We start from the raw sequence: 22,367 nt of genomic DNA, 5'->3' as shown, positions 1-22,367 counted from the left end.
ATTCATTTGCGATGAATGACGTATCTACCCAATAGATTTCGCGTTGCATCAAGGCTCAGGGATGAGCCGGGTAATAAAAGAAGCCAACTATCGATGCAGCTTGAAAAATGAAGGGTATAGCAATGAGTATTTTTGCACCCGAATAGGCTATACCGCATCCGTGGTTTCTTATAAATGTGTCTACATAGCGTTAAAGAACGGCGGTGATGCTACCTTTTATTGGCAAAGGTAGCAAAAAATGCGTTTATAACCTGATAGGGAAGCGGGAAATTCGGCGGGAATGGATTGCGCCGGGCAATCGTCGCATGCAAATGTGCTTCGACGTTGCCACGGGGCATTTTGTAGGCTGTGACGCACCACAGCCCGTCGATCCTGATTTAGTTCGCCAGCAGTTTTTCGATTTCCGCCAGGCCGTCGGCATAGGGCGCGCGCATGCGCAGATTGTATTCACCCCCCGGACTCTGTACCACGACCGCTTTGGCATGGCTGAAACGGCGGAAACCATGGATGCCGTGATAAGCGCCGATTCCCGAGGCGCCCACACCGCCGAATGGTACGCTCTCGACCGTGGCGTGGGTCATCACATCGTTGATCACCAGCGCGCCGGAAGTGGTCTGCACGCTAAACCGCTGCTGACGCTGCGGATCCTGACTGAAATAGTAGGCGGCCAGCGGACGCGGATGGGCGTTTATGTAAGCCAGCGCCTCGTCAACGTTACGATAAGTTTTGAGCGGCAGGATCGGCCCGAAGATCTCCTCTTGCATCACCAGCATCTCGTCGGTGGCGTCAAGCACCAGCGTCGGCGCTAATTTGCGGGTCGCCGCATCGGCATGCGTTTCGTTTTCCGGCTCCAGCCCGATGACCGTGGCGCCTTTGGCGCGCGCATCGTCCAGCAGACCCTGCAGGCGCTGGAAATGGCGATCGCTGACGATAGCGGTATAGTCAGGGTTATCCTGTAGCGTCGGGAACGTCCGGGCGATGAAATGCCGGGCGTGTTCGACGAAGGCGTCACGGGCGCTTGCAGGCAGCATGACATAGTCGGGGGAAATGCAAATCTGACCGGCGTTGAAGGTTTTGATCGTCAGCACGCGCTCGGCGGCCACCCGCACATCGGCATCGGTATCGAGAACCACCGGCGACTTGCCTCCCAGTTCCAGCGTCACCGGCACCAGGTTCTCAGCGGCGGCGCGCATCACATGACGGCCGACGCCGGTGCTGCCGGTGAATACCAGGTGGTCGAACGCCTGCGCGCTGAAGGCGGCGCCGACGTCGGCATCGCCCAGCACCGTGGTCAGTTCCAGCGGATCGAAATAGCGGGCGATCAGGTCGGCCAGCAACTCAGCGGTGCGCGGGGTCAGCTCGGACGGTTTGAGCAACGCGCGGTTGCCGGCGGCAAATACGCCCGCCAGCGGGCTGAAGGCCAGGTTGAGCGGGAAGTTCCACGGGCTGATGATGCCGACCACGCCCAGCGGCTGGTACTGAATGCGAGCCTGCATACCGGGGCCCGGCGCCGGCTGTTCTTCAGCCTGCATCCATTGCTCCAGATTTTCCGCCGCGTTCTGCAACGTCGCGACGGAAGACAGCACGTCGGCCAACAGGGTCTGATAAGGGCTGCGATGACCATAGTCGGCATCGATCGCCGCCACCAGTTCCTTGTGGTGGCGGGTGAGCAGTTTTACGGCGCGGTTCAGGCGGTCGCGGCGCAGTTCGACACTGGCCGGGCCATCCTGAATGTGGGCCTGTTTCATCGCGGCCACGGTGGCGGCCAGTGTTGCGGCGGTAACGGGGGAATTCATCATCGACTCCGAAAAGCGTTGAAAGGGGAAATAATCGCTCAAGACAGCTGCTTGATGATGGCTTCGGCCACCGCTGCAGAGCTGGCGGGATTCTGCCCGGTAATCAAATGACCGTCGGTGACGATGTGCGGCTGCCAGTCGGCGCCTTTCTCATACAGACCGCCCTGACGCTTGAATTCGTCTTCAATCAGGAACGGAACCACCTTGCTTAACTGCACCGCCTCTTCCTCACTGTTGGAGAAGCCGGTGACCTTGCGTCCTTTGACCAAAGGTTGACCGTCGGCGGCGCGAACGCGGCGCAGTGCGCCCGGCGCATGGCAGACCAGTCCAAATGGTTTACCGGCGCGATCGAAGGCTTCAATCAGCGCGATCGACGCGGCGTTTTCGGCCAGATCCCACAGCGGGCCGTGACCGCCGGGATAGAACACGGCGTCAAAATCAGACTCGCGCACATCGGACAGCTTGCCGGTGTTGGCTAGCGCCGCTTGCGCCTGCGGATCGTTACGGAAACGTTCGGTTGCGGCCGTTTGCGCTTCCGGTTCGTCGCTCTTGGGATCCAACGGCGGCTGACCGCCCAACGGCGAAACCAGCGTCAGTTTTGCGCCGGCGTCTTTGAATACGTAATAAGGCGCGGCAAATTCTTCCAGCCAGAAACCGGTTTTCTTGCCGGTGTCGCCAAGGCGGTCATGTGAGGTGAGAACGATCAATATGTTCATATCAAGGATTCCTAAATTTAGTTTCAGTGAGCTGCACGTACCGGCGCCATCAAATGCCGGCGCTATTTCCTGTCGGAACGAGCAGCAATTCGGTCGTCGCTAATGCTTGTCGCAGCGGCGCCTTGTCTTTATTCAGCTTAGACAGCAGAGCCGCGCCCAACCACAGCTGGTACAACGTTTGCGCCGTGGCTTCCGACGTCAGCGCCAGGCGTAGCGAGCCGTCGCGCTGGCCGTCCGCCACCGTTTCGCCAATGCGCGATACCAGTCGCGTTACGCCATCGCACAGGATTTGGCGCATGTCCTCGGACAGATCGGCGATTTCGGCCGCCAGCTTGACGACCAGGCACTGTTCGGCCCAGCCGCCCAGTTCCGGATCGTCGATCCACGCCGTCCAGTAGCGCATCAGGCGTTCGCGCCCGCTGCCGGCGCCGGGCGCGAACAGGACATCCAGCCGCCGTTGGTAATCGCTGACATACTGCTCCAGCAGCACGCAGCCGAACTGCTCCTTAGACGAGAAATAGTGATAGAAGGAGCCTTTGGGCACCTCGCAGGTGTCGAGTATTTCCTTCAGACCCACGCCGATAAAACCCTTGCTCAGCACCAGGTTCCTACCGGTATCGAGGATGTGCTGGCGGGTGAGTTCCGCTTTATGTGTTTTGTTCATGTGCGCATCATATATAATAATAGACCGGTCGTCTACAAAATTGCGAGAGCGGTTTGTTACACGACGTATCTTGGCCACCGGTGTGCAGCAGAGCGGCGATTGTTGAAAATAAAAGGTACTGAATGGCGTTTCAGGTCGCGCGGGTTCCTACTATTAAGGACGCTGCTTGTTTCTCTTTGGGGCGTTAATTTCCGCTTATTGACGCCTCTTCTTCCGCCTGACGCAGAATGGCTTTGGCGACCCATTGGGTTACGTCCTGGATGGCATCGTCATCCAGATCCCAGATATCTTTTAAAACCAGAAAAACTTCCGAACCATAAACCAGAGACAGAGCATGAATAACACGCTGGCGGGATTCCGCCGGGATTTTCCCTTCCAATGGTTCAGTGGCTATTTTTAGCAGGCGTTTACGATTACCGCGTTCCAGCTTTTCGTTGTGAGGGCGATTGGATCGACGATCTGCCCATTGCTGGAGAGAAAGCAATAGCGCCGCACGTAAAGCGCCTTCATGTTCCAGCATTCGCGGATAGGCGAATTGCAATAGTTCGGCAACCCGTTGTTTGGCATCTGGCTGCGTTGGATTCCAGGCGAGAACCGGGCCAAGGCTCTCGTCGATAACCGCGGAAACCAGGGCGCTTTGCGTCGGGAAATAGCGATAGGCTGTGGCGCGTGAAACCTGTGCCGTGGTGGCGACGTCGGTAATTGAGGGAAATATGCCCTGGTTAAACATCCTCACGGCAGTATCGAGCAGCAGGCGACGGGTTCGTGCCCGCGTCGATGTCAGTTGATTATTCCTTTCAATCACATAGACCTCATTTTATTGCATTTTCGAGCTGAAACGTTCCAGACCTCATTACCGTTGCTCGCACTATAACAAAATGGACGGTTCATGTGTTACGCCACGTTTCTTCGATTGCGAATAGTGCGGTTGGCCTCATTATGAGACTCCAGTCTCATATTTCGATCGGGTGGATTGCATTATTGATACTGCAGTCTCAATATGATTGCAAATTAATCTACATTCACGCCTTATTTTAATAATTTATTTTTATATCAATTAGTTAGTCGTCTCTATTAATAGTGAGGGGTATACCTTATGGGAATGGAAGTCGGCAGCATTTATATTGCAACAACATCAGACACCAAGGGAAATGAACAAACTTATGTCCGCGATCTGATCGCGGCAACCGGTTTGAAAACCGTCACCGTGGATCTGTCAACCAAACCGACGGCGGCAAGCACGGCGGATATCCGCGCCGAAGCCGTTGCGGCTTATCATCCGCTGGGGGCCAAGGCGGTATTTTGCGGCGACAGAGGGCAGGCGATGAATGCGATGTCCGAGGCGTTTAAGCGCTTTATGTTATCGCGTAATGACGTTGCCGCCCTGCTAGGACTGGGGGGATCCGGCGGAACGGCGCTAGTTACGCCCGCGATGCAGGCGCTGCCGATCGGCTTACCGAAGCTGATGGTTTCCACTATGGCATCGGGCGATATTTCCGGTTACATCGGCGCCAGCGATATCAATATGATGTATTCCGTTACCGATGTCGCCGGCCTGAACCCTATTTCCCGACAGGTGTTGGGCAATGCGGCGCATCAGATTGCCGGGGCGGTGAAATTCAAGATCCGGGAAAATCAGCATGATGATAAGCCGACAATTGGCTTGACCATGTTTGGCGTTACCACGCCTTGTATTCAGTCGGTCAGTAACGCGCTGGAGAATGCGTTCGACTGTCTGGTATTTCATGCCACGGGCAGCGGCGGTAAAGCCATGGAAAAGTTGGTGGACAGCGGTTTGCTTGCCGGCGTCCTCGATCTGACCACCACCGAAGTGTGCGATCTGTTATTTGATGGCGTATTGGCCTGTGCTCCCGAGCGTTTCGACGTGATAGCCAAAACGCGGATTCCCTGCGTGGTTTCCTGCGGGGCGCTGGATATGGTGAATTTTGGCGCGCCGGCCAGCGTGCCGGAAAAGTATGCCGACCGTCTGTTCTATAACCATAACGCGCAGGTCACGCTGATGCGTACGACGATTGAAGAAAATGTGGCGATGGCGCAGTGGATCGGTGAAAAGTTCAATCGCTGCGAAGGCGAGGTGCGATTTCTCATTCCCGAACAAGGATTTTCTGCGCTGGATGCGCCGGGCCAACCTTTCTGGCACCCACAGGCGCGAGAGGCCTTTATTCAGACGCTGGAAAGTGTGGTTCGGCAGACTGAAAAACGACGGATTATCCGTTTGCCATGCCATATCAACGATCCTTTATTCGCTTGTGCCGCCGTTGATGCGTTCAAGGCGATTTTTAAATAAAAGGGGAAAATTATGTCAGCTATTAGTCGTCAGCAGTTGTTAGTGAAATTTCGCAATATGATCGCCCGCCGGGAACCCATTATCGGCGGCGGGGCTGGAACCGGACTTTCCGCAAAGTGTGAAGAAGCCGGCGGGATTGATTTAATCGTGATTTACAACTCGGGCCGGTATCGCATGGCAGGGAGAGGTTCGCTGGCGGGACTGCTGGCTTACGGCAATGCCAACGAGATTGTGGTCGATATGGCGAAAGAGGTGTTGCCGGTGGTAAGGCATACGCCGGTTCTTGCCGGGGTTAACGGTACGGATCCATTCTGTCAGTTCGATAAATTTCTAGACGATCTGAAAGCGTTAGGATTTTCCGGCGTACAGAACTTCCCGACCGTCGGATTGATTGATGGTAATTTCCGCGCCAATCTGGAAGAAACGGGCATGGGCTACGCGCTGGAAGTCGATATGATCCGCCTGGCGCATGAGAAAGATATGCTAACCACGCCTTACGTATTCAGCGTCGAAGACGCGATAGCGATGACCCAGGCCGGCGCGGATATCATCGTTCCCCATATGGGGCTGACCACCGGCGGCAACATCGGTGCGGAAACCGCGCTTGAACTGGCCGATTGCGTACCGTTAATCAATCAATGGGCGGAAGCCGCGAAGAAAGTTCGTCGCGATGCGATTGTATTGTGTCATGGCGGCCCGATTTCAACTCCGGAAGATGCCCAGTACATTATGGATAACTGTCCGCACTGCGATGGTTTTTATGGCGCTAGCTCAATGGAACGGTTGCCAACGGAAATTGCATTAACCGCAACGACTAAGCAATTCAAAAATATTAAGCGTTAACTTTTGTTATCTATTGGCGTCAATACCAGGGAAACACGGCCGGCGGACTCGCTGGCCGTCTATTTTTGTCAGGCATATATTCCTGTCTGTGGTTGAACCTCCTGCGTGAGGTCAACGTTATTCCGGGGTCGACGGAAGATTCGACGGCGAGAGCTCCATCGGCATTCCCCGCGTTGCGATCATGTCCGGTTTTTATCCTCATCCAAACAGTGTGACCGATTAGCGATTACTGATAACCGGCTTCTCGTTGGGCAAGGCGGCGCTTATTCTCAGATTAAAAGGTACTGAATAGCGTTTTAGGTCGCGCGCGGCGCGGATTCTCAGTACAAGGACGCTGCTTGTTTACGTTTAATCAATATGGAGCGTCTGGTAATGAAATCTGCATTCGGCATTTTTATGTGGGGCTGCCTGGTCTGTTTCCCGCTGCTGGCTTTTTCGTCCGTGGGATACCGGCATCTGGATGTGGCCGACGAAAAAAACGGGCGGCCGCTCAGCGTCGCGGTGTTATATCCGACTCCGGCAGCGGGAGAAACCGCATCCCTTGGCGAGAATCCCGCTTTCTTCGGCGTGCCGGTAATTAAGCAGGCTCGACCACAGGACGGCGTACATCCTTTGGTGATTCTTTCCCACGGCTATGGCGGAAACTGGCGTAATCAACTCTGGTTGGCATACGAGCTGGCGCAAAAAGGGTATGTGGTTGCCGCCCCTAATCATCCCGGCACCACCTCCAACGATATGCAACCGGCGACAGCGGCGAAACTTTGGCTGCGGCCCGACGACGTCAGCCGGGTGATTACCGCCTTACAGGCGGATTCGGCGATCGCGGGGAATACCGCATCCGATCGGATTGCGGTTATCGGGCACTCGCTGGGCGGGTGGACGGCCCTGGCTATTGCCGGCGCGCGTTTTGATGTCGATCGGTTTGAAACGGATTGCCTGACGCAAAAGCAACTCGCATCCTGTAAGACTTATCAGGCGATTGGCGCCGGCAAAGATGATGCATCGCGGGCGCGGCTTAATCAATCGGCGCGGGACGAGCGGGTCAGCGCGGTCGTCTCGCTCGATCTCGGGCTGGCTAGAGGATTCACCCCCGAGAGCCTTGCCGCCGTGACGATACCCGTACTGGTTGTCGCCGCCGGCGTTCCCGATCCCGCGCTTCCGGCTTCGCTTGAGTCACAGTATCTGATGAAGTTTCTGCCGGGAAAAACGTCCCAATATTGGGAAATCGCCAATGCTACGCACTTTAGTTTTATGCAGCTTTGCAAGCCGGGAGCGGTAGATCTCATCAATGCGTCGGAGCCGGGTGAAGGCATTATCTGCATGGATGGCGCAACGGGTTCCCGCGAGGCGATTCATACTGCGCTGTTCGAGAAGATCAGCGGTTTTCTGACGCAGACATGGCGACGGAAGTAGCGGATTCCGATGAGGCATTGGCGCGCCGCCAGTGGCTGGGACTCATCCCCGTGGATTTTAAAAATTCGCGATTGAAGTTTGATTTGGTCTGGAAACCGCAAGCCAACATGATCTCGGTGATACGCGAATCCGTCTGGCTGAGTAACCGGCGGGCTTCGTCAATGCGATAGCCATTTACGATCTGCGAGATATTGCGTCCGTAAACGCGATTAATGGCTTCCGAGAGTTGCCGCGTGGGAATGCCCAGCCGCCGGGCAAGGCGTTGGATCGTCATATTGGGATCGGTATAGAGATTATCTTTACGCATCAACTGATCCAATTTATCCGCCAGTTCCTGATCTTCAGGGCTGGCGGGCTGTATTTCGGCTGCGCCCTTATTTTTTTCCGTTGTTGCCGCGGGTGAAGCGTGCTTCGTCACAATAAGAAACGTTAGAACAATCAGCGTGGCGATGTGGGCGACGGCAATCATGCCCGGCGCCCGCTTGCCGCCAAAAATGCCCAGATCCAGCGCGATGGCGATATCAGCCATGCCTGAGAAAATGAAATAAACGCCGGCCAGAAAGGACATGTTTTTCCACCAAGGGGAACCGTTGGCGAGTTCAGATGGCCTATCGCGCGCCGAGTGAACTAGCGCGATGCCGTAGCCGGCGTAAATCATCAGCAAGGAAAAATCGAGTAGCGGCAAGCTGATATCGGTTTTCAGCGCCGCCAAGAGGGTCACAATGACCATGGGAAACAGATGCCAAAAGTAGCGTACGCGGCGCGGTTTACCGCCGTTGTTGCCTGGTTTGGCGCAAAGCCAAAACAGCGGCGGCACGGCGGCGGCGACAATCGGCTGAAAAAAGGCGGCTAGCGGAAGCGATGTTCCCCAGTGCAAACCGCACAAGGTGATAGCGAGACAACTGGCGGCAATAAACGCCGTTTCTGTTTTCGTCGTACGATTTTTCCCCTTAACGTGCCGAATTCGCAGGAAAAGGACGACCAGCAGGAACGCGGTGATAAAAGGTAGCGGTATCGCAGGCATGCCAGTTCCTTTATGCGGTCGGGTGGGGAAAGGGGGGCTTATGATACTGAACCTCTGGTCATCCATACCAGAGGCTCAGTCCATATCATTGAAATAATAATTATCGGCGATAATTCTTCTGCGCGGTATTGACCTTGTACAGATAACGCCGCGACTCCGAGGACGGGTGTTTGGTGGTCAGCGTGTCATACACCTCGCCCGGCGACATGTTGTTGATGATACTCACCGCGCGATCTCTGTCGCTGGAGAATACCCGCAGCACGCTGCCCGCGCCGCCGTTATAGGCGGTGATAACGGCGTAGCGCCGCGAAGTCGGGTTCTGGATGCCGGCCAGATAGCTGTTCTTTAGGATCGACAGATAGGCGGTACCCGCGTCGATGTTGTTTTCCGGATCGAACAGGTAACTGCGGCTCGGCTGTCCCCATTTCCCTTTCAGCTTGAATACGTCGCGCCCCGCGCTGTGCTGGACAACCTGCATCAATCCCAGCGCGTCCGCATGGCTGACGGCATAAGGGTTGAAGCTGGACTCCGTCTGCATGATGGCGAGGATCAGCGATTCCTCAATGCCATAGCGTTCGGCGGCTTTACGCACTAGCGGCAGGTATTTGTGCGCGCGCTTATCCAGATGGTTAGGCACCAACTGGATGGTGATCGACCAGATGACATGCAGACCCGAGGTCCGTTTTTGCAATCGGTTCTGAAGCAGATAGTCGGCAAAGTTGGCGGCGCGCCCTTCCCAGCGGACCGGCTGGCCGGTGTTATCCAGCACCTGACCGTACAGCATGGGCTCGCGGCTGATCTGAATGTCGTTGGCGTCCGAATACAGGTCGGTGTTGCTGGCGTCGTCGCCCATCAGCAGGGTGGTGATGATGGCCTGACGCAGGCTGGCGATGGAATCGGTCGCCGAAATCGTCTCAATAGTGATGGTACCGGCATCAAAGTTGATGTGGCTGCGGGTTTGATATTGATCGGTATATTTTACGTAGTCTTTCGGCCCGGCAATCAGCACTTCATTTATGCCCCAGATATTCTCGATGTTATGGGCGAACTGCCCCATCAAAATATCGAACGCATTAGTATCCTTGATGAATTGTTCATTGTCTGTGCCACTTTTATTTCCCGAACAGGAAACCAGCAATGGTGCGATAACCAGCAAAGCTAAAATTTTCTTCATATAAAAAGCCGTGTCGGAATAGGACGCAAAAGGGCCACCGGCCCCGCAATATCAATGACTAGGAGGCGTGTAACCTTCGATATGCACATCCTTACCTTCAAACAGAAACTTGATCATCTCCTGTTCCAGCAGTTTGCGATCCTCAACGTTCATCATGCTCAGTTTCTTTTCGTTGATCAGCATGGTTTGCTTGGTTTGCCACTGCGCCCAGGCTTCTTTTGATATCTCGTTATAGATGCGTTTGCCTAAATCGCCCGGATAGAGCTGAAAGTCCTGCCCTTCGGCTTCACGTTGTAGAAAAGTACAAAAAATAGTTCTGCTCATGCTTCTTCCTCATCAATTGCGCAGGAATTCAATAACGTTGGCTGCGGCTGGGCTAGCTCGCGCAGCAGACGTTCAACCGGCGCCGCCAATCCGACGGACGGCGGCTGCGCTAAGTTATACCAGAGACCCGGGCCATCATCCATGCAAGCCCCTTGTTGTGAGATATCCTGCGATGAAAGCGTCAGCCATAACGGCACGATATCCAAATGGAAATGGCTGAACGTATGGCGGAAAGCAACGAGCTGTTGCAATCCGTCAGCGTTCAGACCACGTTGTTGCAGCCAGAGTTCCAATTCGCTGCGTTCGTTGAACTGGGGAAAGCAAAACAATCCGCCCCATAGCCCAACGGCGGGGCGCTGCTGTAACCATATTTTCGACCCCTGTTGCAGCAGCAGGAACCAGCCGGTTTTTTCCGGCAGCGTCTGTTTGGGTTTCTTGCCGGGATACTGCGGCCAACTGTGGTCGGCGTAGGCCACGCAGCCGGTATTCAACGGGCAAAGCTCGCACTTGGGGCGGCTGCGGGTGCAAACCATGGCCCCCAGATCCATCATCGCCTGGTTAAACTGGCTGACGCCTTCGGCCGGCGTTACCGCTTCGCTTAAGGTCCACAGCTTCTTTTCCACCTCTTTTTTGCCCGGCCAGCCGCCGACCGCATAGCAGCGCGCCAGCACCCGCTTTACGTTGCCGTCGAGAATGGGATAGTGCTGCCCCAGCGACAGCGAGAGTATGGCGCCGGCGGTCGAACGCCCGACGCCCGGCAAATCGGCCACTTCGTCAAAGGTAAGCGGAAATTCGCCGCCGTGCCGGTCAACGATAGCCTGCGCGGCTTTATGCAGATTACGGGCGCGGGCGTAATAACCCAGCCCGGTCCACAGGTGCAGCACTTCGTCCAGCGGCGCGGCGGCCAGCGCTTTCACCTCAGGAAAACGCGCGATAAAACGTTGAAAATAGGGAATGACCGTGGCGACCTGCGTTTGTTGCAACATCACTTCGGACAGCCATACTTTATAAGGCGTTTTCTCAAGCTGCCACGGCAGGGTTTTTCGGCCATAGCGTTGGTACCAGTTCAGCACCTGTTGCGCGAACTGTTGCGCTTGCATCATAAAAGGGATCACTATCCGGCAGGTAAAAAGTCTGACAGCGATTCCAGCACAGAGTGAATGTGCTGTAAACCGGAACTTTCCGAGGCGGCGCTCTTGCTAAACCACAGTATCCTTGCATAATGCGCGTTTCCTTTATGAAATCGGACTGACAGTAAGCACTTTTTATGATTAACAACGTCATCTCACCGGAATTTGATGAAAACGGACGCCCGCTGCGTCGCATTCGCAGTTTTGTTCGCCGTCAGGGGCGTTTGACCAAAGGACAACAGCTGGCGCTGGATAACTATTGGCCGGTGATGGGCGTGGAGTTTCAGTCTGAGCCGCTGGCGTTTACGCCGCTATTCGGCCGAGAGGCGCCGGTGGTGCTGGAAATCGGCTTCGGAATGGGCGCTTCATTGGTTACCATGGCGGCCCAGCACCCGGAACAGAATTTTCTGGGGATCGAGGTCCATCTGCCGGGCGTCGGCGCCTGCCTTTCTTCGGCGCACGAGGCCGGCGTCGGCAACCTGCGCGTAATGTGCCATGACGCGGTGGAAGTGCTGGAAACCATGATCCCCGACGGTTCTCTGTCAATGGTGCAGCTTTTCTTCCCTGACCCGTGGCACAAAGCCCGGCATAATAAACGCCGTATTGTGCAGGCGCCTTTTGTCGAACTGGTGCTGAGCAAACTAAAGACCGGCGGGGTATTCCATATGGCGACGGATTGGGAACCTTATGCGCAGCATATGCTCGAAGTGATGAACGCTGTCGCAGGATATCGCAATCTTTCCGATAATAATGACTACGTTGCGCGGCCGGAATCACGTCCGCTGACAAAATTTGAAGCTCGCGGCCAGCGTTTAGGGCATGGTGTTTGGGATCTGATGTTTGAGAGGATGAGATAAATGGCACAAGCTCGTAGCCGTCGTTTACGTAAAAAACTACACATTGATGAGTTTCAGGAACTGGGCTTTTCCGTTAGCTGGCGTTTCTCTGAAGGGACCAGCGTTGAAGATATCGATCGGACGCTGGATAAGTTCGTTGATGATGTGATTGAACCTAACGGTCTGGCGTTTGAAGGCAGCGGCTATCTGCAATGGCAGGGGCTTGTCTGCCTGCAGAAGATCGGTCACTGCACGGATGAACACCGTCTGTTAATCGGTCATTGGCTGGAAGGACAGAGCCTGGTGGATGTTAATGTCAGTGAACTGTTCGATATCTGGTGGGATTTACCAGAGGATTTGCTTTAAGTTTTGCTCCGGCTGGGTAACAAGGGCGTTATTCAGCCGTTTCCCACCCGGCCAACGGGTGGGCGGTTCACCACTCCCCGCGGTTTCCCTCAGGAGAAAATATGCTGCGTAAAATGACTCTGGGTTTACTCATGTTGTTGTCCTGGCAGGCTCAGGCTGCATACCAGTGTAGCGTTAACCCTCAGGATGATATCGTCATCAGCCCGCAACAGGTGCAGGTAATCGGCGCCAGCGGGGATCTTCGGATCTCTCCGCAGGGTGATATCGTCCGAAACGGTACGCCGCTGACGCTCAACGCCGGGCAGCGTCAACAGGCTAAAGCGTACCAGGCGGATTTACGTCAGCAGCTTCCGTGGATCGATCAGGGCGCGTATCAGCATCTGGAAAAAGCGCGCGTGGCGCTGGACAACGTAATTGTTCAGGAGCTGGGCAGCGGCAGTAATGTGCGTAACCGGCTGACGACGCTGAATGGTCAGCTTAAACAGCAGATGAACCGCATTATTGAACACCGCAGCGATGGCCTGACCTTCCATCATCAGGCGGTCAAGCAGGTTGAGCAGGATGGCCGGCAAATCGTCGAGCAAAGCATGGGCGGCGTGTTGCAGGACAGCCTGAACGAAATGGGCGTGAAGCAGATGTCGAACGGCGGTAACCCGCTACAGGCGATGATGGGGAACCTCGGCGGCTTGCAGAAAGCCATTCAGACCGAGTGGAGCAACCAGGAACAGGAATTTCAACGTTTCGGCCGTGACGTGTGCGATCGGGTCACCTCACTGGAAAATCAGCGTAAAGGCCTACTGCAAACGCTGAACTAATTTTGACGTTGGTTTCATTTCCGCATTTCGATGACGGCGTATCCGCCGTCTATTCACTTCATCGTCGTCCTGTTCCCGTGTATCTCTTCACGTATGCAGCGGATCAGCGCATCGGCGGCGGGGGAGTGTAGGACGCCCTGGCGAAACGTCAGGCCGATTTTCCGGCGGGTGTCCGCAAGACTAATGCGCAGCGGCGTGAGTATCCCTTCTGAAACTTCGTAATCCAACTGGTGTGAGGAAACCGCCGCCACCATGTCTGAGCCCAGTAGCAGCGCGCGTACCACCGCTGGATCGCCGCTTTCCACCACTGGCTGCGGAGGCGCGATGCCCATGCAATGGAATGCGTGTTCCAGAAGGTAGCGCGACGGTGCGTGATCGCGCGGCAGAACCCACTGGATGCCGCGCAGATCCGATTTTTTCAGCGCCCGACCGGCCAGCGGATGACGAGGGCGCGCCAGCAGAATCAACTCCTCTTCAAACAACACCTCATTATGGATTTCTGGCACGGTTTCTTCCTTGCGTAATGCGCCAATGATGAAATCGATATCGCCAGCGCGCAGTTCGGTGATTAGCGTGGCGAACATGCTCTCGTAGGTGACGACTTTGATGCCGGGATGGCGGGAAACGAGTCTGATTATCGCCTGGGGCAACAGGCGTGCGCGGCTCAGCGGCAGGGCGCCGACATGGATAGCGCCAATCAGCGCTCCCTGACGGGCGGCGATATCCTCCGGAATATGGCGGAGTTCATTTAGCGCACGGCTGATTCCCGGCGCTATCTCACGGCCCGCGGGGGTCGGCATCATTCCTTTCGGCGTACGCTGGAACAGCGCCATCCCGGCGCCTTTCTCCAGTACTTTTAGCGCTGCGCTCACGGCCGGTTGGGTGATATCAAGTTCTTTAGCCACGCTCTGGGTGTGATGAAGACGGTAAAGAGCAAGAAAAATTTGCAACCGGCGTACGTTGAATAGCCAGATAGGCTCGGCTTCTTCGCGTCTTTCACTGTCGCGTTGTTTCAGTCTGCCGAGTAGCCTCGGGATCCCTTTTAGTTCGGCAATAGCGCGTTGAGCGCGTGGTAGTATGCTTTTCCCTATATCTGTCAATAACATGCCACCGGTATGACGTTCAAACAACGGTGTGGCTAAAGTGTGTTCAAGATCACGGATTGAACGGGTAATGGCGGATTGAGTCCGAAATAAATTGTGCGACGCTTTGGACGCCGAACCCTGTTCCACAATCATACAAAAAGATCTTATTTGCATGATTTTTATCATGTTATTTTTATTTTTCTTTTTCATTTCTCACCAAGTTCTCGTTGGTTATTTTTTGACAACATAAATAAAATTCATAGCTGACGCAATGAAACGCACTACTTCCCGCCGATTACGCCATGCCAGAATGCCAGACAGTCAACAACAGCAAAAACAGGAAACGAACATGGCAAATACCCGGCAAAAAAGCGCCTTGGTGGTTAGCGCCCACTCGGCAGATTTCGTCTGGCGCGCTGGCGGCGCTATCGCACTGCATGTCGAACAGGGTTATCAGGTGCATGTTGTCTGCCTCTCCTACGGTGAGCGCGGTGAATCCGCCAAATTGTGGCGCAAAGGCAATATGACCGAAACCATCGTCAAACAAAAACGCCGTGAAGAAGCGGAAGCCGCGGCGAGTCTTCTCGGCGCCAGCATTGAATTTTTTGACATGGGCGACTACCCGTTGCGCGCGGACCAAGAGACGTTATTCCGTCTGGCTGATGTATTTCGTCAGGTACAACCTCACTTCGTGCTCACGCATTCTCTGGCCGATCCCTACAACTACGACCATCCGCTGGCCGCCAGCCTGACGCAAGAGGCGCGCATCATCGCCCAAGCGGAAGGGTATCGTCCCGGTGAAAGCATTATTGGCGCGCCGCCGGTCTACTGCTTTGAGCCGCATCAGCCGGAGCAGTGCGGTTGGAAACCTGACGTGCTGCTGGATATCACGCCGGTGTGGGAGAAAAAATATGCCGCCATCCAATGCATGGCGGGGCAGGAGCACCTATGGGAATACTACACGCGTGTAGCGCTGCAGCGAGGAGTACAGGCGAAACGTAATGTCGGTATCGCCAGTTCCCGCGTGATCATCCATGGCGAAGGCTATCAAAGTATCTTCCCTCGTGTAACGGAGAACCTGTCATGAGCATCGTCGGTATGAAAGGGGTTGTGGTGCGGCACATCGAACGAGTGGAACCTGCTCTGCTGCCGCGTTTCGCCGAATACGGCGTGGCGACAGTGCATGAGGCGCAGCGACGTCAGGGACTTCTGGACGAGCGTATCCGGCCGATCCAGCAAGGGCGCAGTATTGCCGGTAATGCGGTAACGGTGCTGGTGACGCCCGGTGATAACTGGATGTTTCATGTGGCAGTTGAGCAGTGTCAGCCAGGGGATGTGCTGCTGGTGGCGTCGACCTCTGAGTGTCACGACGGTTTTTTCGGTGATCTATTGGCCACCTCGTTGCAGGCGCGCGGTGTGGTGGCGCTGGTGGGAGACATCGGTATCCGCGACAGCCAGACGCTGCGTGAGATGGGGTTCCCGGTCTGGTCGCGTACGGTATGGGCGCAGGGCACCGTGAAAGAGACGATCGGTTCGGTCAATGTTCCGCTGATCTGCGCCGGTCAGTTGGTGACGCCGGGCGATATCGTGGTCGCGGACGACGACGGCGTGGCGATCGTGCCGCGGCGGCAGGCCGCCGAGGTTGCTGATGCGGCCCAGAAGCGTGTGGACCTTGAAATAGGTAAGCGTCAGCGTCTGGCGGAGGGCGAGCTGGGTCTGGATATCTACCAAATGCGGGCGCAACTGGCGGCAAAAGGGTTGCGCTATGTCGATTCTATTGACGATCTGAAGTCATAACCATCATGAAACAGACATATATTCCTTGCGTACTGATGCGTGGCGGAACCTCAAAAGCCGCCTGCTTTCTGGCTGCCGATCTGCCCGCTGAACCGGCATTACGGGACCTCGTTCTGCTGGCGGTAATGGGATCGCCCGATCCCCGACAAATCGACGGACTTGGCGGTGCAGAACCGCTAACCAGTAAAGTCGCGATCATCAAGCCTTCCGGGCGTGACGACGCGGATGTTGACTACCTCTTTGCCCAGGTCGGCGTAGATAAGGCGTTGGTGGATTACGGCCAGAACTGCGGCAATATTCTGGCCGCTGTGGGTCCGTTCGCCATTGAAAAGGGACTGGTGGCGGTTTCGGGCGCGCAAACCCTCGTACGTATCTATATGGAAAATACCGGCCAGATCGCCGAAGCGGTCGTGCAGACGCCGGAAGGCGGCGTGGAATATGAAGGCAATGTGCGCATTGATGGCGTACCCGGCCGCGGCGCTGAGCTGGTGCTCAATTTTCGCGATATCGCGGGCTCCAGCTGCGGCGCATTACTGCCCACCGGCCGGGTGCTAGACCGCATTAACGGTATCGATGTGACCTGTATCGACAACGGTATGCCGGTGGTGGTAATGCGCGCCGCCGACCTCCAGCGTACTGGCTACGAAAGTCGTGAGCAGTTAGATCAGGACTCGACGTTGAAGGCGCAACTGGAAGCTATTCGTTTGCGAGCCGGTGAAATGATGTGTCTGGGCGACGTCAGTCAGCGGACAGTACCAAAAATGACGCTGATTGCCCCTCCCAGAGAAGGGGGGGCCATTGCCACCCGTACTTTCATTCCCCATCGCTGTCATGCCTCGATTGGCGTGCTTGGCGCGGTAAGCGTAGCGACGGCCTGCCTGCTCCCCGGTAGCGTTGCGGAAGGCGTAGCCGTCGTGGGTGACGCGCGGCGGCAGCATATTTCCGTAGAACATCCCAGCGGAGAATTCAGCGTTTTGCTGAGCCGTAATCCGGCAGGTGAAGTGGATAGCAGCGGATTGATACGTACCGCGCGTCTGCTGTTCGACGGCCATGTCGCTGTTCCAGGTTCGATTTGGGCAGGGAAAACGCTGTGCTGAGAATGCCCAGAAATTGATGAATGCGGATGGTTACCTTAGGCGGCGCACGTAACCATCCGGAATGGGAAAACGGTCGGTTTAAACCAACGGGGGACAACAATACTGACATTTACCGATTACTAGCAGGTTCTGATATCCCTACATATTAAAAAGAGAATCTACAACATGAAAAATAGAATCTGGAAGTTGTGTATCCTGGCGGGTATACCGCTTGCGATATGGTTTATCCCGCCGCCAACCGGACTGACTGTGGACTCATGGCGTCTATTTGGGTTCTATCTGGCGGCTATTTTCGGCCTTATTTTGAAACCGTTGCCGGAAGCCGTGGTTTTGCTGGGCGCCGTAGGCTTTGCGGGCCTTTTCCTTAATAACACCAGTCAAATTCTCGTCGGGTATGCGACATCAACCGTATGGCTGGTGTTTGCCGCGTTCGGTATAAGCGTCGCTTTTGTCAGAACAGGGTTGGGGCGGCGCATTGCTTTTATTATGATCAGGGTTTTTGGCGGCACGACGCTTCGGCTTGGATATATTACCGCATTTTTAGAATTCATCATTTCTCCTGTCACGCCGTCCAACACGGCGCGGAGCGGGGGGATAGTGTTCCCGATTATTCTTTCGGTGGTGAAAGCCCTGGGCTCGGAACCCGGTGAAACATCCAAGAAAGCGGGTTCCTATTTGATGTCTAACATTTACTTTGTCATGAAGGTCAGTAGCTTCATCTTCATTACGGCGATGGCTCCGAATCTTCTTACCGCGGATTTCGCCGATAAAATTTTGGGTGTACATCTCGACTGGGGCATTTGGGCGTTGGGGATGATCGTCCCTGGTCTATTGCTGCTGCTGATTGTACCCGCCGTCGGTTATTACATGGACAGGCCCGAACTGACGATAATTGATAACAAAAAGATTGCGGAAGAGGGGCTGGCTGAACTCGGCCCTATGACGAGGAGTGAAAAAGGCTTAGTGGTGATATTCATCTTCGCTTTGCTTGGCTGGGCGCTGCCTTCCATCCTTGGACAGATATTTGGCATAACGCTCAAAATCGATGCCACTGCTGTCGCCATGGTTGCTACGGTCATGTGTTTACTGTGCGGTATCATCAAATGGGATGACCTTCTCAACAATAAAGGCGCCTGGAATACATTGCTTTGGTTCGGTGGAATCATCGGCCTGGCGACTGCTCTGAATAAGGCAAAACTGTTCGACTGGTTGGCTGAGACCATACAAAACAATGTCGACTTCGGCAATAACCCCTATATCACGTTATCTATCATTGGGTTTATCAGTATCATCGTGCGTTATTTTTTTGCTTCGGCCAGTTCGTATGCGGTCGCGATGCTTCCGGTGTTGCTTACCGTCGGTAAAGTGGCCGGCGCCGACCCTATGGCGCTGGCGCTCGTATTGGCTGCCACCAATTCTTACGGCGGTGCATTGACTCACTATGGCGGCGGTGCGGCTCCCATCATCTTTGGTGCCGGCTATAGCGATGTAAAAACGTGGTGGAGTTCTGGCGCCGTAGTCGCGTTTGTCTGCTTTATCGTGACGATGACGGTTGGTTACGGGTGGTGGCAGTTATTAGGCCTGGTGGAATAATGACAATGCCAGGGGCGTAAGGAATCGGGCCAGGGAGCCGGTCGCATTTGACCTGCTCCCGTTGATTAGTCTGTTATGCGCGGTTTCCGGGTACAGTCACGATCGCCCAAGGCTTCCGGTTCAATGTAGCCGGAATCCTCGGCTATCTATGGCGCAGGAATGGTAAAACGACGGTGGATAGCTTCCAGTTCGTCCAGTATTTCTCTATCCAACGTGAGATCCAGACTGGCAAGATTGGTTTGAAGTTGCCCGACCGACGTCGCCCCCAGCAGGGTGGTGGCGACAAACGGCTGCTGGCGCACGAAAGCCAAAGCCATTTGCGCCGGATCCAACCCGTGTCTCTGCGCCAACGCCACATACTCGGCGATAGCCTGTTCGGTATGCGGGGCGCTGTAACGGACAAAGCGGCTGAATAGCGTATTTCGCGCGCCGGCGGGCTTCGCGCCGTTGAGATATTTACCGGTCAGCGTGCCAAATGCCAGAGCGGAATAGGCCAGTAGTTCAACGCCCTCATGCTGGCTGATTTCCGCCAACCCCACTTCAAAACTGCGATTCAGCAGACTGTAAGGGTTCTGAATCGACACGATGCGCGGCAGATCGTGTTTCTCCGCCAGATGCAGATAACGCATCACGCCCCAAGGCGTTTCGTTGGAAACGCCGATGTAGCGGATTTTACCTGCGCGAACCTGCTCATTCAGCGCTTCCAGCGTTTCCAACAATGTTACCGCCGGCTTTTCGTCAGTATATTGGTAGTTCAGCTTACCGAAGCAGTTGGTTTGCCGCTGCGGCCAGTGCAATTGGTATAAGTCGAGGTAATCGGTGTTCAGACGCGTCAGGCTTGCGTCCAGCGCGTCGCGGATGTTTTTACGATCCAGCGCCTGTTGCGGACGGATACCGCTATCATTACCGCGCACCGGGCCGGCCACTTTGCTTGCCAGAATCAGTTTTTCACGCCCGCCCCGGGATTTCAGCCAGGAACCAATATAACTTTCGGTTAATCCCTGTGTTTCCGCACGTGGAGGCACCGGATACATTTCTGCGGTGTCAATCAGGTTAACGCCGGCGGCGATGGCGTGATCCAATTGGGCATGAGCTTCGGCTTCACTGTTTTGTTCGCCAAATGTCATTGTGCCAAGGCTCAGCACACTCACTTCTAAAGCACTATGGGGAATACGGTGATATAGCATTGCCAGCTTCCTTTGATATCTGAGAACGGCAGGTGCGTACCTATATATACCCCTCATTTTCAAGTTGCCGGGGATTGGAACCCCGAACCTTGAAACCTATCGAGTATAAAAACACCTGAGTTTGACTATAACGAAGCCGTGCCATGTGGGGAAGTATCTTTATGGTTTAAAATCGGGTAACGACTCTGCCGGCGGCATAAATTCGACCGTCAACGTTCAATGATCTGGGAAACCCGATCCCCGTTAATTTGTTTCTCGTTTCCTTCTTCATCGATGTAGCTGAGCAAACCGGTGTTTTTATCCAGGACCGGCTTGCTGTGCGTCAGCAGCATCTGCCCCTCTTTCGTGGCGATCACGTAGTTACTGGAGCAGCTACATAGGGTGAATAATAATGCGAGAGTTACCGCTATTTTCATCCGGATTTTCATCTTCATTACCTGTTATCGACAGTAAATAGGAGGTTATGGGGCGAGTCTAACAAATAGATTATTAAGGTTGAGTAAGAATAATGGGAAAAATTGATAAGACGGTTAATGCCGGGCTTTCAGGCAGTTGGGGAACTGTTGCCCGGTGTCAGCGGGAGGAAACACGCCCGCCGGGACGTTGATAGTCAACGTTCACCGACGGACGCTAACCCGCTGGTGATTATTCAATCCGTTGCTTTGGTTTTTTTGCCGCGCAGCAGATTCAGCGCTTCCACCGCCATAGAGAAGAACATGGCGAAATAGATGTAGCCTTTCGGTACATGGATATCAAGACTTTCCAGAATCAAGGTGAAGCCCACCAGAATCAGGAATGCCAGCGCCAGCATTTTGACCGACGGATGACGATCCACAAATTCGCCGATGACCCGGGCGGAGAACATCATCACGCCGACCGCAATGACCACCGCCGCCATCATGATAAACAGATGGTCGGAAAGGCCGACCGCGGTGATAACCGAATCCAGGCTGAAGATGATATCCAGCAGCATGATCTGTATGATCGCGCCCCAAAATGAATGCACCTGGGAGGCATGATCTTCCGAGCTTCCCTCCACCATTTCGTGAATTTCCTTGCTCGACTTCCAAATCAGGAATAATCCGCCGAAAAACAGGATCAGGTCGCGAATGGAAATATCATTGTCTAATATGGTGAACAAAGGGTTTGTCAGACGGATAACCCAGGCGATAGACGCCAGTAATCCCAGACGCATGAGCATGGCGCCCATAAGCCCTAAACGACGTGCTTTATTTTGTTGAGCTTTGGGAAGTTTGGCGACAACTAACGACAGAAAAATAATGTTGTCGATGCCAAGAACGATTTCCAGAATAGTTAGCGTACCCAGTGCTAACCAGGCATTCGGATCAACAATCCAATCGAACATTATATCAAAGTACCTTAAACGAAATGTAAACGATATTATACTCTGCTAACTTGGTGAGCAGGCAAGCTAAAATATCGCGGGTTACAGCAGAAAATGGCGCGCCAACAAGGGAGCGGTGAACGTTTTCTTTAAGTAGAATCCACGGGGTAAGGTCAGAATCGGTTGTCCAAACTCACCAATCGCTTCTGTTAAAACGTGGCTATTTGCCGCCTTGGGGCGTAATTGTAGCATTTCGCCGTGGCGGGCGGTGATACTTTCCACCCGGCCAAGTACGATCAGGTCCATCAACTCCTCCCAATCGCGGCGCAACTGCTCTTCCTCTTCCTGACTGGGGCTCCAGATAAGCGGCGAGCCAATCCGGCGTTCGCCCAGAGGAATGCGCCGGGAGCCTTCGACCGGGATCCATAATACCCGCGCCAGTTTATGCCGAACGTGGCTGCTTTCCCAGGTAACGCCGCTATTGCCGGTTAACGGCGCAACGCATACGAAGGTGGTTTCCAGCGGCCGGCCCTGCTCGTCGATGGGAATGGTCTTCAGTTCAATACCGATGTCGGGGAAGTCCTGCTCCGGTTTACTGCCGGCGCTGGCGCCCAGGAAAAGTTCCAGCAGTATGCCAATCCATCCTTTATCCCGTTTCAGATTCGCCGGCAGCGGCAACCGCGCGATGTCCGCCAGTTCAGCCAGGTTGTAACCCGCAAGCGATCGGGCTCGCTGCAATAGATCCTGCTCATTCTGCGGCGGCGTAGTGGACACGGAAGGTGAGTTCATAAAGTCTATAACCTGATTTTTTCTGTTCAAAAAAAACACAGCGTTTACAGCGCATTCATGCACAG

At 54.8% G+C, this 22,367-nt stretch carries 23 protein-coding genes; 10 read left to right on the top strand and 13 right to left on the bottom strand.

Annotated elements, in window-relative coordinates; translation table 11 throughout:
* Nucleotides 1-377 precede the first annotated feature (377 nt).
* From ACN28R_RS13970 to ACN28R_RS13955, 4 genes are all read right to left on the bottom strand, one after another.
* A complete protein-coding gene (locus ACN28R_RS13970) occupies nucleotides 378-1,796 on the bottom strand; it encodes a coniferyl aldehyde dehydrogenase (protein WP_095834714.1) in 1,419 nt (472 codons plus the stop codon).
* Between the two features lie 38 nt (nucleotides 1,797-1,834).
* Nucleotides 1,835-2,512 carry a type 1 glutamine amidotransferase domain-containing protein gene (locus ACN28R_RS13965; protein WP_095834713.1) on the bottom strand — a complete coding sequence of 226 codons (678 nt, stop codon included), beginning with the start codon at nucleotides 2,510-2,512 and terminating at the stop codon, nucleotides 1,835-1,837.
* Nucleotides 2,513-2,561: 49 nt separating this feature from the next.
* Nucleotides 2,562-3,176, bottom strand: a complete 615-nt coding sequence (locus ACN28R_RS13960; RefSeq protein ID WP_095834712.1) for a TetR/AcrR family transcriptional regulator — start codon at nucleotides 3,174-3,176, stop codon at nucleotides 2,562-2,564.
* 184 nt (nucleotides 3,177-3,360) lie between these two features.
* Nucleotides 3,361-3,981, bottom strand: a complete 621-nt coding sequence (locus tag ACN28R_RS13955; protein ID WP_048635955.1) for a TetR/AcrR family transcriptional regulator — start codon at nucleotides 3,979-3,981, stop codon at nucleotides 3,361-3,363.
* A 291-nt stretch (nucleotides 3,982-4,272) separates the two neighbouring features.
* On the opposite strand from ACN28R_RS13955, the gene ACN28R_RS13950 reads away from it, so the two are divergent.
* From ACN28R_RS13950 to ACN28R_RS13940, 3 genes are all read left to right on the top strand, one after another.
* On the top strand, nucleotides 4,273-5,484 hold the full coding sequence (locus ACN28R_RS13950; RefSeq protein WP_095834711.1) for a Tm-1-like ATP-binding domain-containing protein: 1,212 nt from the start codon (nucleotides 4,273-4,275) through the stop codon (nucleotides 5,482-5,484).
* 12 nt (nucleotides 5,485-5,496) lie between these two features.
* Nucleotides 5,497-6,327 carry a phosphoenolpyruvate hydrolase family protein gene (locus ACN28R_RS13945; RefSeq protein WP_095834710.1) on the top strand — a complete coding sequence of 277 codons (831 nt, stop codon included), beginning with the start codon at nucleotides 5,497-5,499 and terminating at the stop codon, nucleotides 6,325-6,327.
* A gap of 372 nt (nucleotides 6,328-6,699) precedes the next feature.
* The gene (locus ACN28R_RS13940) at nucleotides 6,700-7,740 is read left to right on the top strand and encodes an alpha/beta hydrolase family protein (RefSeq protein WP_095834709.1); all 1,041 of its coding nucleotides are present in this window, start codon (nucleotides 6,700-6,702) and stop codon (nucleotides 7,738-7,740) included.
* On the opposite strand, the gene ACN28R_RS13935 is transcribed toward ACN28R_RS13940, so the two are convergent.
* The 4 genes from ACN28R_RS13935 to mutY form a co-directional block, all read right to left on the bottom strand.
* Nucleotides 7,703-8,764, bottom strand: a complete 1,062-nt coding sequence (locus tag ACN28R_RS13935; protein WP_183096786.1) for a helix-turn-helix domain-containing protein — start codon at nucleotides 8,762-8,764, stop codon at nucleotides 7,703-7,705. The genes ACN28R_RS13940 and ACN28R_RS13935 overlap by 38 nt on opposite strands.
* A 100-nt stretch (nucleotides 8,765-8,864) precedes the next feature.
* Complete coding sequence (mltC, locus tag ACN28R_RS13930; RefSeq protein ID WP_095834707.1) at nucleotides 8,865-9,938, bottom strand: membrane-bound lytic murein transglycosylase MltC; 1,074 nt, start codon at nucleotides 9,936-9,938, stop codon at nucleotides 8,865-8,867.
* A 51-nt stretch (nucleotides 9,939-9,989) separates the two neighbouring features.
* A complete protein-coding gene (locus ACN28R_RS13925) occupies nucleotides 9,990-10,262 on the bottom strand; it encodes an oxidative damage protection protein (RefSeq protein WP_048635950.1) in 273 nt (90 codons plus the stop codon).
* Complete coding sequence (gene mutY / locus ACN28R_RS13920; protein WP_095834706.1) at nucleotides 10,259-11,365, bottom strand: A/G-specific adenine glycosylase; 1,107 nt, start codon at nucleotides 11,363-11,365, stop codon at nucleotides 10,259-10,261. Before mutY ends, ACN28R_RS13925 begins: the two co-directional genes overlap by 4 nt.
* A gap of 164 nt (nucleotides 11,366-11,529) precedes the next feature.
* On the opposite strand from mutY, the gene trmB reads away from it, so the two are divergent.
* The 3 genes from trmB (at nucleotide 11,530) to ACN28R_RS13905 (ending at nucleotide 13,409) form a co-directional block, all read left to right on the top strand.
* Nucleotides 11,530-12,249, top strand: coding sequence for a tRNA (guanosine(46)-N7)-methyltransferase TrmB (gene trmB, locus ACN28R_RS13915; RefSeq protein WP_048635948.1), 720 nt, complete (start codon nucleotides 11,530-11,532; stop codon nucleotides 12,247-12,249).
* Nucleotides 12,250-12,594, top strand: coding sequence for a YggL family protein (locus ACN28R_RS13910; RefSeq protein ID WP_095834705.1), 345 nt, complete (start codon nucleotides 12,250-12,252; stop codon nucleotides 12,592-12,594).
* Nucleotides 12,595-12,695: 101 nt separating this feature from the next.
* Nucleotides 12,696-13,409, top strand: a complete 714-nt coding sequence (locus ACN28R_RS13905; protein ID WP_048635946.1) for a YggN family protein — start codon at nucleotides 12,696-12,698, stop codon at nucleotides 13,407-13,409.
* 53 nt (nucleotides 13,410-13,462) lie between these two features.
* On the opposite strand, the gene ACN28R_RS13900 is transcribed toward ACN28R_RS13905, so the two are convergent.
* A complete protein-coding gene (locus ACN28R_RS13900) occupies nucleotides 13,463-14,704 on the bottom strand; it encodes a LysR family transcriptional regulator (RefSeq protein WP_095834704.1) in 1,242 nt (413 codons plus the stop codon).
* 139 nt (nucleotides 14,705-14,843) lie between these two features.
* Here ACN28R_RS13900 and galB point away from each other — a divergent pair, with 139 nt between their 5' ends.
* The 4 genes from galB to ACN28R_RS13880 all read left to right on the top strand — a co-directional run bounded on the left by galB (nucleotide 14,844) and on the right by ACN28R_RS13880 (nucleotide 18,981).
* A complete protein-coding gene (gene galB / locus ACN28R_RS13895) occupies nucleotides 14,844-15,581 on the top strand; it encodes a 4-oxalmesaconate hydratase (RefSeq protein WP_048635944.1) in 738 nt (245 codons plus the stop codon).
* Nucleotides 15,578-16,291 (top strand): 4-carboxy-4-hydroxy-2-oxoadipate aldolase/oxaloacetate decarboxylase, encoded by a 714-nt coding sequence (locus ACN28R_RS13890; protein WP_095834703.1) that lies wholly within the window; start codon nucleotides 15,578-15,580, stop codon nucleotides 16,289-16,291. The genes galB and ACN28R_RS13890 overlap by 4 nt, the downstream gene beginning before the upstream one ends.
* A gap of 5 nt (nucleotides 16,292-16,296) precedes the next feature.
* Nucleotides 16,297-17,388 (top strand): 4-oxalomesaconate tautomerase, encoded by a 1,092-nt coding sequence (locus ACN28R_RS13885; protein ID WP_048635942.1) that lies wholly within the window; start codon nucleotides 16,297-16,299, stop codon nucleotides 17,386-17,388.
* A gap of 165 nt (nucleotides 17,389-17,553) precedes the next feature.
* Entirely contained in the window at nucleotides 17,554-18,981 is a 1,428-nt protein-coding gene (locus ACN28R_RS13880) for an anion permease (RefSeq protein ID WP_048635941.1), read from the top strand.
* A gap of 146 nt (nucleotides 18,982-19,127) precedes the next feature.
* Here ACN28R_RS13880 and ACN28R_RS13875 read toward each other — a convergent pair whose 3' ends face one another.
* From ACN28R_RS13875 to mutH, 4 genes are all read right to left on the bottom strand, one after another.
* Nucleotides 19,128-20,168: an NADP(H)-dependent aldo-keto reductase gene (locus ACN28R_RS13875; RefSeq protein ID WP_048635940.1), complete on the bottom strand. Its 1,041-nt coding sequence runs from the start codon at nucleotides 20,166-20,168 to the stop codon at nucleotides 19,128-19,130.
* A gap of 209 nt (nucleotides 20,169-20,377) precedes the next feature.
* Nucleotides 20,378-20,584, bottom strand: a complete 207-nt coding sequence (locus ACN28R_RS13870) for a YgdI/YgdR family lipoprotein (protein WP_082153110.1) — start codon at nucleotides 20,582-20,584, stop codon at nucleotides 20,378-20,380.
* Between the two features lie 233 nt (nucleotides 20,585-20,817).
* Nucleotides 20,818-21,534: a TerC family protein gene (locus ACN28R_RS13865; protein WP_048635938.1), complete on the bottom strand. Its 717-nt coding sequence runs from the start codon at nucleotides 21,532-21,534 to the stop codon at nucleotides 20,818-20,820.
* Nucleotides 21,535-21,615: 81 nt separating this feature from the next.
* Complete coding sequence (gene mutH / locus ACN28R_RS13860; RefSeq protein WP_048635937.1) at nucleotides 21,616-22,302, bottom strand: DNA mismatch repair endonuclease MutH; 687 nt, start codon at nucleotides 22,300-22,302, stop codon at nucleotides 21,616-21,618.
* Between the last annotated feature and the right edge of the window lie 65 nt (nucleotides 22,303-22,367).

The organism is Brenneria goodwinii (assembly GCF_002291445.1).
GTDB classification, from domain to species: domain Bacteria; phylum Pseudomonadota; class Gammaproteobacteria; order Enterobacterales; family Enterobacteriaceae; genus Brenneria; species Brenneria goodwinii.
The sequence above is the reverse complement of the archived record's forward strand: the minus strand, read 5'-3'. Positions and strand labels throughout refer to the sequence as shown.

Excerpts from the sequence above, each read along its gene's own strand:
- ACN28R_RS13940 (WP_095834709.1), top strand. The coding sequence starts at position 6,700 with ATGAAATCTGCATTCGGCATTTTTATGTGGGGCTGCCTGGTCTGTTTC.
- mltC (WP_095834707.1), bottom strand. The coding sequence starts at position 9,938 with ATGAAGAAAATTTTAGCTTTGCTGGTTATCGCACCATTGCTGGTTTCC.
- ACN28R_RS13935 (WP_183096786.1), bottom strand. The coding sequence starts at position 8,764 with ATGCCTGCGATACCGCTACCTTTTATCACCGCGTTCCTGCTGGTCGTC.
- ACN28R_RS13885 (WP_048635942.1), top strand. The coding sequence starts at position 16,297 with ATGAAACAGACATATATTCCTTGCGTACTGATGCGTGGCGGAACCTCA.
- ACN28R_RS13960 (WP_095834712.1), bottom strand. The coding sequence starts at position 3,176 with ATGAACAAAACACATAAAGCGGAACTCACCCGCCAGCACATCCTCGAT.
- mutY (WP_095834706.1), bottom strand. The coding sequence starts at position 11,365 with ATGATGCAAGCGCAACAGTTCGCGCAACAGGTGCTGAACTGGTACCAA.
- ACN28R_RS13875 (WP_048635940.1), bottom strand. The coding sequence starts at position 20,168 with ATGCTATATCACCGTATTCCCCATAGTGCTTTAGAAGTGAGTGTGCTG.
- ACN28R_RS13900 (WP_095834704.1), bottom strand. The coding sequence starts at position 14,704 with ATGAAAAAGAAAAATAAAAATAACATGATAAAAATCATGCAAATAAGA.
- ACN28R_RS13905 (WP_048635946.1), top strand. The coding sequence starts at position 12,696 with ATGCTGCGTAAAATGACTCTGGGTTTACTCATGTTGTTGTCCTGGCAG.
- ACN28R_RS13880 (WP_048635941.1), top strand. The coding sequence starts at position 17,554 with ATGAAAAATAGAATCTGGAAGTTGTGTATCCTGGCGGGTATACCGCTT.
- ACN28R_RS13945 (WP_095834710.1), top strand. The coding sequence starts at position 5,497 with ATGTCAGCTATTAGTCGTCAGCAGTTGTTAGTGAAATTTCGCAATATG.
- mutH (WP_048635937.1), bottom strand. The coding sequence starts at position 22,302 with ATGAACTCACCTTCCGTGTCCACTACGCCGCCGCAGAATGAGCAGGAT.
- ACN28R_RS13865 (WP_048635938.1), bottom strand. The coding sequence starts at position 21,534 with ATGTTCGATTGGATTGTTGATCCGAATGCCTGGTTAGCACTGGGTACG.
- ACN28R_RS13890 (WP_095834703.1), top strand. The coding sequence starts at position 15,578 with ATGAGCATCGTCGGTATGAAAGGGGTTGTGGTGCGGCACATCGAACGA.
- trmB (WP_048635948.1), top strand. The coding sequence starts at position 11,530 with ATGATTAACAACGTCATCTCACCGGAATTTGATGAAAACGGACGCCCG.
- ACN28R_RS13910 (WP_095834705.1), top strand. The coding sequence starts at position 12,250 with ATGGCACAAGCTCGTAGCCGTCGTTTACGTAAAAAACTACACATTGAT.
- galB (WP_048635944.1), top strand. The coding sequence starts at position 14,844 with ATGGCAAATACCCGGCAAAAAAGCGCCTTGGTGGTTAGCGCCCACTCG.
- ACN28R_RS13870 (WP_082153110.1), bottom strand. The coding sequence starts at position 20,584 with ATGAAAATAGCGGTAACTCTCGCATTATTATTCACCCTATGTAGCTGC.
- ACN28R_RS13965 (WP_095834713.1), bottom strand. The coding sequence starts at position 2,512 with ATGAACATATTGATCGTTCTCACCTCACATGACCGCCTTGGCGACACC.
- ACN28R_RS13970 (WP_095834714.1), bottom strand. The coding sequence starts at position 1,796 with ATGAATTCCCCCGTTACCGCCGCAACACTGGCCGCCACCGTGGCCGCG.
- ACN28R_RS13925 (WP_048635950.1), bottom strand. The coding sequence starts at position 10,262 with ATGAGCAGAACTATTTTTTGTACTTTTCTACAACGTGAAGCCGAAGGG.
- ACN28R_RS13950 (WP_095834711.1), top strand. The coding sequence starts at position 4,273 with ATGGGAATGGAAGTCGGCAGCATTTATATTGCAACAACATCAGACACC.